We start from the raw sequence: 12,014 nt of genomic DNA on the forward strand, positions 1-12,014 counted from the left end.
CCTATAATAAGAAAGCTAAAGCAAAAATCGAACAAACAATAGAAATTATCCAAAATTTTATAATTATTGTATTTTCTGACCACCCTTTCTTTTCAAAGTGATGATGTATTGGTGTCATAAGGAAAACTCTTTTTCCTTCTCCATATTTAAACTTTGTATATTTAAAATATGATATCTGAATAATCACAGAGAGAGTCTCTATTACAAAGATTATTCCAATAATAGCAAAAAGCATTTCTTTTTTAATTAGGACACTAGTTAACCCTAAAGCTGCACCGATTGATAGGCTTCCAACATCACCCATAAATATTTTTGCTGGATGTGTGTTAAACCACAAGAAACCTAAATGGCTCCTATAAATGCGATGCAGAATAAAGTAATATTTACATCTGCTTGAGTTATGTATGCAATTAGCCCCAAAAAAGCAAAGGAAGTGATGACTTGAGTTGCAGCAAGGCCATCTAGGCCATCTGTGAGATTTACGGCATTAGAAGAGCCGACAATTACAAATGCAGCAAACGGAACATATAGATAGCCAAAGTCGATTATTACTTCTTTAAATAGGGAAGTTTTTGTAAAATCTTCAGCAGATTGTAGTTTAAGTATAGACATAACAACCAGAACGACGACAAACTGAATGAGTATTTTGGTTTTTGCACTTAAACCTCTGTGGTGATTCGTCTTCAATTTTAAATAGTCATCAATAAATCCAAGTAGAGCAAAAAATAGAGTTATAAATATCAGTAATAAAACTTCTGGTGTTAATTGATTCCAAAGCAGGATTGGTAATAAAGCAGAAGTGAGTATTATTATTCCACCCATAGGTGGTATATTCTTTTTTGTTATTAAATGGCTTTCTGGTCCACATGATCTGATTGGTTGTCCATCTTTACTTATCTTTTTTAGAAGTTTTATAAAATAAGGAAAAAGAATGAGCCCAAAAATAAATGAGGTAAAAAACGTCTTTGTAGCTAAGATCACCTGCCTATCCAAATTGACTAGATATTATACCAAAAGCTTTACCTAATCTCAATTTATACCTTTTTAGCAGCTCATTTTAATTTAGGGTAAATTAGTTATTGATTAATTATGACAAAGTCTGCATACTGATATTTAGTTAATGGTAAGAGGTGATATATATTAGATTTAGCTTATTTAAAAAGCTTTTGGGAACTATTTTAGTACCCTATAGTGAGAATAGAGTTAAAAATCCTCACACGCATACAGTAAAAGAACCTTCCTTTGGTGATATAGCTTTAAAGTTGAGTAAGGAAAAAAGCAAGAAGAGCATCTTATTCTTCTAAAGGGTAAAAGCAATAGCTCTGTTACAACTTTAACAGAAGGATCGTCTAGTACTCAGAGTGCGTCTAAATCAACATCAGGCAAGAACGAGCGTGGATATATCAAATTAGACAGCGATGAAGAATGGGATGAATTCTTTGAGTTACAGAATGATCCTTCCATTAATACTACAAACAAAGAACCTTTTTCTCCGAAGAAAGGAGAATTTCACTATCATGGTAAAGAGATTGTAGGCAAAATTGCTGACCAAATTAAGGCAGAGATATCTGAAGGTATGAAAAATCATACCATAGGGTCCATAATGATAAAAGAAGGCAAAAGGGAAGATAATATTGTTTACCCTACCGTGAGAGTTGTGCTACAGGTCAATAAAGAAGGAGTAGATATAGCTAAACTTCTAAGCGGTAGTATATGTGAAAAGTATGATGTAAGAACAATTACATTTTGTCATCCTAATCAAGAAAAAAAGAGAGGGGCATGTTGCTATATTAATGATGATGAGGAAAGAGTTTATGAAATAATTAGTGGGTTATATGAAATGACTTTAAAGTGGTATGTTGATGGGAAAGAATGCAAAATTAAAGTTAACATTGACGGTGAGAACGGTGTAACTCTCCTTGAAGGCAACGGTGTTACTGCGGAGCAGTTGTGCGCAAATAAAGAAGTCAAAATAGGTAAGAAACGTGAGCCAAAATCTTTATATGAAGCGTTAGCATCGCAGCTGCAACAAAGAAGCTCTGAATCAGTCAAAGTTTTACAACAGCCTACAACAGATATGGAAGATGTGACAACAACACCAACTTCTACTTCTCAGAGATGTATTTTTGACTAAATAAATAAGAAAAAGCAAAAATAGTATAAGTTGTTTGCAAATGTAAGCAACTTATACTTCTATGATGAACAACATGATACTACCGAGAAATTTCTACGACCGGCCAACTTTAACCGTAGCTGGGGAGCTGCTAGGAAAAACGCTAAAATTCTTTAATTTTAGCGGAATAATAACTGAAGTTGAAGCGTATATAGGAATGGATGATCCAGCTTGTCACGCAGCAAGAGGCTATACTAATCGAACCTCAGTAATGTTTGGTACTCCGGGGTTTTCGTACGTATATTTTATATATGGAATGTATTATTGTCTAAATATTGTAACAGAAGCAGAAGGATTCCCAGCAGCAGTGTTAATACGAGGATTAAAGATCATTGAACCGCTTGAAGCAAACTTAGGCGGGCCAGGCATACTGTGCAAAAGATTAAACATTACAAAAGAACATAATAAACAAGACCTTACTATAAGCCACGAATTTTGTGTTTATGAATCTCACTTCAAACCGGATTATGTGTGCACTCCAAGAATCGGAATTAGTAAAGGCCAAGAGAAATTTTGGCGATTTAAAAGTTGCGCTTTAGCAGAAATGCCTAAAATCACACTCGACAATAAATATTAGACTTCTAATACCAATTCCTCTTGCATAACCAACAAATAGATAGTATATATGAAGGGGTTATAGTAAAAATAGTTGAATATGGAAGTATAAAGTGGCATTAAGGTCAAAACTATTAGACAAAAAAAGTTGTAAATTTGGTGAAAGAAATGTTAAAAAAGGTCAGAAACAACGCATATGTTTCAAAAAAGTTACAAGCGGTGATAGCAGGAAAAGAAAGTAGTATAAGCGCTGTAGCAAGAATATGTAAAATTTCAAGGGCTGCATTGACTGAATGGATAAAGCACCTAAAATTTAGTAGAGCAGAAAAATTACTTGCCCCATATCAGCGGCGAATAAAAAGCAAATTAAACAAAAATCAACGTGAGCAAATTGAAATATGGGTAGAAAAAAATCCAAATATTACTATTAAGGAAGTGCAAATAAAAATCTCAGAGGAATTTGGCCTAAACATCGGCAAATCAACAGTGCACCGTGAGATACAAAGGATTTACATAACACCGAGGCCAATGCACCATAAACAAGATAAAAATAAGCAAGAAGAGTTAAAAAATACTGCAATAAAATAGTTAATTCCCACCCTAAAAAGGAGGTATTTTTTTGATGAATCACGATTTGGGACTCATTCAAAAGTCGGACACGAATGGTTCAAAAAAGGGATCAGAACGCAGGTTAAAATGAAAATCGGTAGACAAAATTTCTATATCTACAGTGTGGTAAATCCAAGAAGTGGTGAGGAAATTAGCCTACTTGCTCCATACGTAAACACTGATTGTATGAATATATTTCTGGAGCAGATGTCGAAAGATTTAGGCACGAAAGAAGCCTTTCTTGTAATGGATTACGCAAGCTGGCGGGAGTGTTAAATAAACTGTGTCAAACTGCATTTTTAATTCAACTCAATTTTCAATCTGTTGGGAAAGAAAATGTCGAGCTGAGATATAGTCAATGCCCAATCATGTACAGGCATAGTCCATTTCTCCTCCGCTTTCTTTATAGCACAATATACCTGTTTATACGAGGCATTTATGCTAGTAAATGAGCCCTTGGTTTTGGTGAATTTCCTAATTTGCCTATGTAGCCCCTCTATGGGATTAGTAGTATAGATTATCCTCCTAACTGGGTCGGAATACTTAAAATAACCAGATAGGTTTTCCCAATTATTCTGCCAAGATTATAGGGTACTTTGTGCCCCATTTTTCATCTAATTCCAACAGATAATTCTCGGCAATTTCCTTACTTGAAGCTTTTCTTTAAATCACTCAAAAAACTCTTTACTAGCTACATACTTCAGTGAGTTACGTATCTGATGCACTATACACATTCTGCATTAGGGAACACACCGTTTATTGCTGCAGGAAAGCTTTTTAGCCCATCTACACATGCAATTAGAATATCTTCCACTCCTCTCTCTTTGAGATCATTTAGTACTCCCAACCAGAACTTCACTTTCAGCTAAATAAAACTTCTTTTCTGCCATTTTGCTAATATATTATACATACATTTACTTACACAACTCCTTAAAAAACCATGAAAACTATCGGATATACAGACTGCAGCGGACGACTACGCCATTCGTTGATTACTGTTTGTCAGTAATACTTGATATCTCTGCCGCCGATATTTTGTGATCGTAAATTTCCTCAATATGTGACGCTATATCTCCATGCCACTGGCAAATGTGCTTAAGACCTTTGCTTCAAGTTCTGTTGTTTGTCTTTTTCTAACTATTTGGGGTTCAAAGCTTCCTTCCCTGTCTCTAGGTGTTAACAACTCAAATGAGTTGTACGTAAAGTTTTTCCCATTTCTTCGATTATTTTCTTCGCTTTCACCAGACAAGTGGTGTTCTATTTCACCTTCCAGACTTGCCTCAAGCAGCTTTTTTATAAACGGTGTTATCTCTTCCTGTTAGCGGTCTTCCTTCTCGTATAGACGACATCTTTATAATCTACCAAACCGGTAGTTTTATTTACTTGACTCATGTCAAACCTCCGTTTTTTTATATCAATTATATTTTTATTTCTTGGTTTGACACAGTTTATTTAACACTCCCCTGTTATTTTAACCTGGAGCACTTATACTCCTCCTATTTCCACTTGACTTGCTATGCTGCACTGAGTGACTTGAGTTCATACTAGCACCCTGATTTTCTGCACAGCCTTCTCTACAGGAATTTAACGAAGAGTTCACTATATCGCCATACCCTAAATCTTTTACTGCTTCCAAGACTCCCTCCTCAATTTTTTTTATAATCTCTAGACTTAAGTTAGGGTAAAATTTATTTAACGCTTCTCTTATGTGAATCGTATACTTTTTATCTATATCAATATATTCGCCATCTTGTCTGCTCTTCTCACATCCTCTTCGATCACATTCATCAATTTGCTCTTCAAGGCTACACTTTTTTAATATGTCACAATTTATGTTTGCTTTTACTTCTTCGCTTATTTTTTTCTCTAATTCATCCTTAGTTTCATCATCAATCTCAAACTTAAGATCTTTCATTATCTCATTTTTTATCTTTTCTTTCAATTCATTCTCAGTCTTATCACCAATCTCAAACTTAAGACCTTTCTCTAGCTCACTCTTAATATCTTCTTTCAGTTCATTTTTAGTCTTATCATCAATCTTACACTTAAGATCTTTACCACATTTATCATAAATCAACTTACTCTTATTGACTTTACAATCATCCAACTTTGTGAACAAATTAACTTTCACCATGTCACTAACAGAACATGTATCAGGTGGTAATGAACATGCACGACTTGTATTTTTTTGATTTGAATAAAAATAGGTACTTTTTAACATAAAATGACTCCATTAGTAAATAAATTTATTAAACATAAAATGAAGTGTGTACTAACAATGTACATATTTCACTACTTTCATATAATATAAACAGTACTTTCTGGCACTGACACATTGTAAGCAGAAAAGAAAAGTTCTCTATCTACTATAGAGTTATTCACCGCCTCTACGCATCTATCACATTCAGAATTGCCGTGACAACTGCCCGCAATTCTACCGTCTACAATCTCAAGGAGAGTAGACCAGGAGAACTTCCCTCCTGGCCCCTCGCAGAACCCTACGCGAGACTCTTGCCTCATAAGGCTCCCACTAGTCATTGCCCTAATCCTATACTTAATTTCCAGTGCACAAAAAGATTTGGTCTACTCTTTGCGATTCTTTCTAGTAACTTAGCTGCTTTGGTCTTATGCCTATTCAGCTTCTTGTACTTTGTCTGCAACCACTTTCTGAGTTTCCTATTAAACATTCTTATTATGCTATCTAGTGCAGTTATATGATGCTTCCCGTAATAGTTAAACCACCCTCTCAGGATTGGATTACATATTCGTGATATATCTTCTATTTCCAAGTTTGTTCTTCTAGCAAATTTCCAGCTTCTAATTTCTTTCTTCATCTTGTTCAGGCTTTCTTTACTTACAGTTGGAGTAAAACTTACAAACAGACTACTATCTTTTCTATTTCGTACAAGTCTTTTTCGAAATTCATATCCAAGAAATGTAAATGACACATTCTCATGATTATCCATTCGTTTTCCATCTTGACAGTAGATAATTTTGGTCTTTGTATGCTTTACTTCCAATTTGCAAATCTTCAGTCTCTGTTCAAGTTGAGTTAAAATTAGTTGTGCTTGGTACACAATGTATAACACCATCATCAGCATATCTTGCCCACTTTACACTTGGATATTCTCTTCTCATCCATGCATCAAAGCTGTAGTGCATGAATAGATTGCTTAAGATAGGACTAACTACCCCGCCAACAATGTTGCAAATTTTTCTTTTCTTCTCGATTATTTCCAGGAGAGTTTGGTAGCTCTTTTACACGAAATACCACATTTACGTCCTCAAGGTTAATTTCAATTCTCTTGACTAACGTTCTAATAATATCACGTTTAGTTAGCCAGCCTGCGTTATCAAGGTTTGATGTAATATTGGAAGAAAAGTCTTCTAAATTGGTTACAACCAAAGTTAATTCCTGTTTTAATTTCTTTTGATCGAATATCCTTTTCTTCTCCTCTTCAATTGTTTTTAAACTTTGTTTCATTGCTTTAATTCGTGGTTCAAATTCTTCTTGATTATTGAGCATAACTATCAATAAGTCTAGCAATACCACGTTTTAATTTATTTTCTTGTTTCTCTAGTAAATCGCTTTTTTGATCCCATGATGATTTTTTAAGCTCTGAAAGTCTACGCCTGTATTCTTCTAAAACCCTATTTGGATTTTTCAATAAATGCTTAACCTCTTCCCACACGGCTGTTTCTAATGCATCTGTACGAATGTGTTTATTATCACAAATTTTATTACCACCAAAACGGTAAGAATCTCTACCTATACAATGATAATAAGCATAATGATCAATTTTTTCTCCTCGCTTATTTCTTACAGGACTTCCGTAATATGCATAACGACAACGCTTACATACTTGTAGTGAATGTTTTGCTCCTCTTTCTCTTGTCCTTGCTATTTTTCTATTTTCAGCTAATTGTTCTTGAGCTATATCAAATACATCTTCGTCCACTATATTTGGCACTTTAACATAAATCCAGTTTGCTTTTTCAACAGAATAGGTAGAGTAATTATCTTTCGGTTGTTCACAAGAATGTTTCTGTGGTCTGATATGTTGTACCTACTTTTGTTTTACCAAAAGCTGCTTGTCCTTTGTAAGCAGGGTTTTTTAACATACCCCAAATCACACTTCTATCCCAGCACTTTTTTCCTGTTCGTGTTATAATAGACATAGTGTTTAGCCGACGACACACTTCCCCAACTTTCTCTTCCTACCCACAAAAATACTTTCCTAACAACATTAGCTTCTTCTTCGTTTATTTCAAATAAAGCTTGTCCTCCTCCCATATATTTATCTATATAACGATAACCATAAGGAGCTCCTCCCATTACGCTTACACAACCTTTATTAGCTGCGTAAATCTTTCCGCGACGACTTCGTTCCATAATTTTCGCTCGTTCATATTCTGCTATCATACCTTGCATTTGTAACAGTAACTGAGATTCTGGATTATTGTTAATCTCATAATTTAAGAAAACCGTTTCTGCTCCTGCTTTCTCAAATTCTTCAAATTTGATATGCATATTTCCTAGATAAGCGATCAGGTGAATGAATCTATCAATTTTACCTTCTGTTACTTTATCACGTAATTTTTCTAGATCAGGACGGACTAACACTGTAGCCATTGTCAATAAATTTATACTCACTTGTACCCATCCGTACTAATTTGCTTCTCTAAAGCTGCAACTTGACTTGCTATTGTATTTTCTTGTGCTTGTTTCCCTGAAGAAACTCTTGCATATAAACTCACTGTTACCATTTGATCCTCCTTGAATCCCATTTTTATGTTTTAAATTTTTTTGGCTTACTTGCTTTGACACGGCTTTTTCATAAGCATCTAACAAATACTTTTCTGCCAACTGGTTAGTTTCATAGCTACAGCTAATCCGTATAGCTAATCTCTTATTCCCCATGAACTTTCCTTGAAATAATATGTTCATATCATTCATTGAAACTGATGGTTAATTGATTGTTGGCACTATAAATAAATGGCACTCTTGTTTTTGGACATAGAAGTTTTCGAGAAATGCTTTTCTCTAATTTTACGTTTTTTGCAACATTGTTGGCGGGGTAATTACACCTCCCTGCGGCACTCCGCCGAGACGCTTTATCTTTGTTCCATCTTCAAGTTGCATATCTGCACTTAGCCATCTTTGTATGTATAAGATAACCCATTTGTTTGTAGTGTGTCTTCTGACTGCTTTCATCAGTAGATTGTGGTCTATGTTGTCAAACATTCCCTTGATGTCAAACTCTATTAACCAATTTTGGTATCGCTTCCTGGTTTGTCCTATGGCATCTAATGCTGATTTATTTGGCCTATAACCATATGAATCTTCATCAAATGCCTTCTCAAGTTCTGGTTCTAAAACACTTCTTACAACTTCCTGTGCTATACGATCCGAGACAGTTGGTATTCCAAGTGTCCTTGTCCCTCCATCTGCCTTAGTTATATCACAAGCCTTCACTGCAGGTGGAAAATAACTACCGGATGATAGCCTATTCCATAGCTTGTAAAGGTTCTTGCTTAAGTCTTGATCAAACTTTTCAATTATCAATACCTGCTCCTCCTCTGTTTTCTTTAACTCTTTTATAAGCCAAAAACACTAGAGATTTTGGTATGTTAAAAGGCTTTGTTCTTTCAATCATTTTCATCCTCCTTCAAGTTGAATGATTTACTAAAATCAACTAGTTCAACCCCTTTGCTCCATGGTCATTACAACCACTTCTTCACTACTACGCGCCCCAGTGATTTGCATCGCTACTCTAAAGCTTGAGGATTAGCCTCTTGCTTATCTCGCTTTTCATCAAATCGACTGGTTCCTGCAGTTCCTTATTAAAGCCCAGATCAGACTCGCGCTACCTTTATGCCGAACACCACCTACACAGTAATCAGGTTTCTTGTAAGCTCATTAAGAGGAGAACGACTCACTCCCCCTTTCGATGTTCACTTCCCATTTCGACACGTTCATCAGTGGTTCACTTACGTTCGCCTTTCTGATCCTCACCTTCCAGCTCTTACGCTGATTTTTCCTTAACGCTTATGACCCTATCTCTTAAATAGAGCCACTTAAGGTGGTTTGAAACCTGCTCCTGAAAACCGATTTCGAAGGACCTTCCTTCATCTTCAATAAAGCTTCTCACAAACATTATTCTGCTTGTTGCTGCAGCACACAGCCATTTTTGAGGTAAAATAAAACATGATTATGAGGGCTTATTATACAGAAAAAAGTACACAGTGGAATTTAAATTAGAGGCAATAAAGTTGGTAAAGGAAACGGGGCAAGCAAAATAGCTAAAGATTTAGGAATAGATAACAGTACACTAAGTGACTGAAAATATAACGAAAAAGGATCAATAGAAGAAGCATTTCCTGGTAAGGGAAAGTTGGCACCATGTGATAAAGAAAAGTTTGAATTAAAGAAAGAACTAACAAGAGTTACTAGAGAAAGAGACATTTCAAAAAAAGCCCTGGGATATTTTGCAAGTTACAAAGATTTATTTATCAAAAAGCATAGAAACTACTATAAAGTACAGGAGTTATGCAGGATTTTGAAAGTATCTGCTAGCGGCTACTATGGACTAGTAAGAAGAAAAGCAGCAACAAGGGAGCAGCTTCTAGCAGATATTCAAAAAATATACCAAGCATCTAATTGTAGATATGGGGCACCTAAACTAAAGGCTTTAGGTAAAAATTGCAACATCAAAACAGTGCAAGATGTAATGCAAAAAACAAGCTAAGCTTAGAAGAAGATTCAAAACTAAAAAACAGCAAACAGACAGTAGGATTATAGCTCCAAATATCCTGGATCAAAATTTTACTACGGACCAGCCCAATAAGGTATGGGTTTACTTGTATAAAAACCAAAGAAGGCTGGCTATATTGGGCAGCAATAATTGACTTATATTCACGTATGGTAGTTAATGAGTAGTTCAATGGATAAACAATTAATTATAGATGCTTTATTTATGGCTGTTAATAAACGCAAACCCGCCAAAGATCTACTGTTTCATAGTGATCAAGGTTTACCTCTAAAAATTATCAGTTTTTGCTGAACACAAAAAACATCATTTCCAGCATACAGGCTGTTGTTATGACAACTCTGTTATTGAAAAGCTCACTCAAACGGGAGCTTCTTATTGATGATACTTCGCAACACTCTGCTCAGCAAACTAGAACTGCTATATTTGAGTACATAGAAATTTTTATAACAAACAGCGTAGACATTCTACATTGCATTCCTGAGAAATTTGATTCATCATTTTCATAATAAAAATGCCTTAACTTCCTCTCTACTTTTTCTGGGTAAGGTCAGTATTTAAATCCTTACTATTACCCACAAATATAAATGGACTTATAAATAAAGTATTAGAATATTAAAGTTTGCAAATATTGAGGGTATAAAAATGGCAAGTGGGTTGGGAATTATCTCAAGAAAACGTAGTAAAGGTGTTATGCTGCATACAGCTTTTGCTGTTAGTACAGAAGGCTTGGCATTAGGAATAAAAAATTTACTCGAGACCACCTGTTTCTGAAGAAGCCAAAGAGCTAAAAGAGAGGAATCGTAAAAGAGCACATATTGAAGATAAAGAAAGTATAAAGTGGCTAGAAAGCCTAAAGAAAACAGATAGCATTATAGACTCAACTAAAACTGAAGCTATAACTGTATGTGATAGAGAGGCAGATATTTATGAATTTTTTGAACTTGCACGTAATCTTAACTCAGCAGTTTTAGTAAGAGCTTCCAAAGATCGAGATATAAATAGAAAATCCAGATTTTCCAACGATAAACAAAAATTATGGAATTTTTTGAAGACTTCTCTAGCATTGGTACAATAGAAATTGAAATCCCTGTTAGAGATAATAAGCCAAAAAGAACAGCATGTTTAGAGGTTAAGTTTGGGAAGTTTATGATGGATCCGCCTAAAAGGCACATAAGGTATAAAGAGTTATATAACCTACCACTTTATGCAGTTTATGTTGTTCTGTCCTCCTGAAGCAAGTCCGCTAGAGTGGATGCTTTTAACGAATCTTCCTGTTAATACTTTTAATGAGGCAGTTGAAAAGGTTAGTTGGTATTGTCTTAGATGGAAGATAGAGATACTTCATAAAATTTTAAAATCTGGCCTTAAAGTTGAAGAATGTAGACTTGAAACAGCAGAAAGATTAATGAGGTATTTAACGGTTATGAGTGTTATTGCTTGGAGAATTTTTTTTATTACAACAATTGCAAGAACCAATCCAACACTACTTTATTAGCTGAAGAAGAGTGGAAAGTTTTATACGCGAAAATACACAAATGCCCAAATGTAACTCCTACTATAAAAGAGGTTGTTTCATGGATTGCTCAGCTTGGAGGCCACTTAGCCAGAAAAAATGACCCAGAACCAGGCCCCATTACTCTTTGGAAAGGATGGAGACGTCTCTTTGATTTATCAGAAGGATGGAGGCTTGCTACTGAACTTTATACTTATGGGTAATAGTAAGGTTCTCGACCCTACGTTGAAAAATCCAATAAAGGAATAAAAATACAATTTTTTTATTGTACTGTAAGCAAATATACTTTTAACTTTATTATTAATCTATTACGATGTTAAACAGATATTTTCAAAACAATGAATAAAAATGAGATCTTGTAAGTTTTTAGAAAAAGTATTATGTGAGGTAA

Annotated in this window: 12 protein-coding genes and 5 pseudogenes; 5 read left to right on the forward strand and 12 right to left on the reverse strand. The window is 34.8% G+C overall.

Annotated elements, in window-relative coordinates; translation table 11 throughout:
• Position 1: 1 nt before the first annotated feature.
• A pseudogene (mraY, locus tag wVul_RS05405) lies at positions 2 to 981 on the reverse strand (phospho-N-acetylmuramoyl-pentapeptide-transferase).
• Positions 982 to 1,576: 595 nt separating this feature from the next.
• Between mraY and wVul_RS09890 the strand changes: the two are divergent.
• From wVul_RS09890 to wVul_RS05420, 3 genes and pseudogenes are all read left to right on the forward strand, one after another.
• Positions 1,577 to 2,134 carry a hypothetical protein gene (locus wVul_RS09890; protein WP_238580416.1) on the forward strand — a complete coding sequence of 186 codons (558 nt, stop codon included), beginning with the start codon at positions 1,577 to 1,579 and terminating at the stop codon, positions 2,132 to 2,134.
• Between the two features lie 64 nt (positions 2,135 to 2,198).
• Entirely contained in the window at positions 2,199 to 2,750 is a 552-nt protein-coding gene (locus wVul_RS05415; protein WP_047759499.1) for a DNA-3-methyladenine glycosylase, read from the forward strand.
• Positions 2,751 to 2,841: 91 nt separating this feature from the next.
• Positions 2,842 to 3,601, forward strand: a pseudogene (locus wVul_RS05420) (IS630 family transposase); the annotation flags it as partial.
• 35 nt (positions 3,602 to 3,636) lie between these two features.
• Here the strand turns inward: wVul_RS05420 and wVul_RS08880 are convergent.
• The 11 genes and pseudogenes from wVul_RS08880 to wVul_RS10075 all read right to left on the reverse strand — a co-directional run bounded on the left by wVul_RS08880 (position 3,637) and on the right by wVul_RS10075 (position 9,495).
• Positions 3,637 to 4,729: pseudogene (locus wVul_RS08880) on the reverse strand (IS256 family transposase).
• A 79-nt stretch (positions 4,730 to 4,808) separates the two neighbouring features.
• Positions 4,809 to 5,558, reverse strand: coding sequence for a hypothetical protein (locus wVul_RS09895; RefSeq protein ID WP_238580334.1), 750 nt, complete (start codon positions 5,556 to 5,558; stop codon positions 4,809 to 4,811).
• A gap of 77 nt (positions 5,559 to 5,635) precedes the next feature.
• Positions 5,636 to 5,857, reverse strand: a complete 222-nt coding sequence (locus tag wVul_RS05445; RefSeq protein ID WP_153295372.1) for a hypothetical protein — start codon at positions 5,855 to 5,857, stop codon at positions 5,636 to 5,638.
• Between the two features lie 14 nt (positions 5,858 to 5,871).
• Entirely contained in the window at positions 5,872 to 6,303 is a 432-nt protein-coding gene (locus wVul_RS05450) for a group II intron maturase-specific domain-containing protein (RefSeq protein WP_161794178.1), read from the reverse strand.
• Between the two features lie 218 nt (positions 6,304 to 6,521).
• Positions 6,522 to 6,863, reverse strand: coding sequence for a hypothetical protein (locus wVul_RS08890; protein WP_153295381.1), 342 nt, complete (start codon positions 6,861 to 6,863; stop codon positions 6,522 to 6,524).
• Entirely contained in the window at positions 6,853 to 7,308 is a 456-nt protein-coding gene (locus tag wVul_RS08895) for a recombinase zinc ribbon domain-containing protein (RefSeq protein ID WP_161794179.1), read from the reverse strand. The genes wVul_RS08890 and wVul_RS08895 overlap by 11 nt, the downstream gene beginning before the upstream one ends.
• A gap of 61 nt (positions 7,309 to 7,369) precedes the next feature.
• On the reverse strand, positions 7,370 to 7,516 hold the full coding sequence (locus tag wVul_RS10315; RefSeq protein WP_153295385.1) for a recombinase family protein: 147 nt from the start codon (positions 7,514 to 7,516) through the stop codon (positions 7,370 to 7,372).
• The gene (locus tag wVul_RS08905; RefSeq protein ID WP_161794180.1) at positions 7,476 to 7,970 is read right to left on the reverse strand and encodes a recombinase family protein; all 495 of its coding nucleotides are present in this window, start codon (positions 7,968 to 7,970) and stop codon (positions 7,476 to 7,478) included. Before wVul_RS08905 ends, wVul_RS10315 begins: the two co-directional genes overlap by 41 nt.
• A gap of 17 nt (positions 7,971 to 7,987) precedes the next feature.
• A complete protein-coding gene (locus tag wVul_RS08910; RefSeq protein ID WP_153295389.1) occupies positions 7,988 to 8,125 on the reverse strand; it encodes a recombinase family protein in 138 nt (45 codons plus the stop codon).
• Positions 8,126 to 8,387: 262 nt separating this feature from the next.
• Positions 8,388 to 8,903: a reverse transcriptase domain-containing protein gene (locus wVul_RS05460; protein ID WP_202966467.1), complete on the reverse strand. Its 516-nt coding sequence runs from the start codon at positions 8,901 to 8,903 to the stop codon at positions 8,388 to 8,390.
• A 460-nt stretch (positions 8,904 to 9,363) separates the two neighbouring features.
• Positions 9,364 to 9,495 carry a hypothetical protein gene (locus wVul_RS10075; RefSeq protein WP_255351219.1) on the reverse strand — a complete coding sequence of 44 codons (132 nt, stop codon included), beginning with the start codon at positions 9,493 to 9,495 and terminating at the stop codon, positions 9,364 to 9,366.
• A 43-nt stretch (positions 9,496 to 9,538) separates the two neighbouring features.
• Here wVul_RS10075 and wVul_RS10550 point away from each other — a divergent pair.
• Positions 9,539 to 10,616: pseudogene (locus wVul_RS10550) on the forward strand (IS3 family transposase).
• A 142-nt stretch (positions 10,617 to 10,758) separates the two neighbouring features.
• Positions 10,759 to 11,826: pseudogene (locus wVul_RS05475) on the forward strand (IS4 family transposase); the annotation flags it as partial.
• Positions 11,827 to 12,014: the final 188 nt, after the last annotated feature.

It is taken from the genome of Wolbachia endosymbiont of Armadillidium vulgare str. wVulC (genome assembly GCF_001027565.1).
Taxonomy (GTDB): Bacteria; Pseudomonadota; Alphaproteobacteria; order Rickettsiales; family Anaplasmataceae; genus Wolbachia.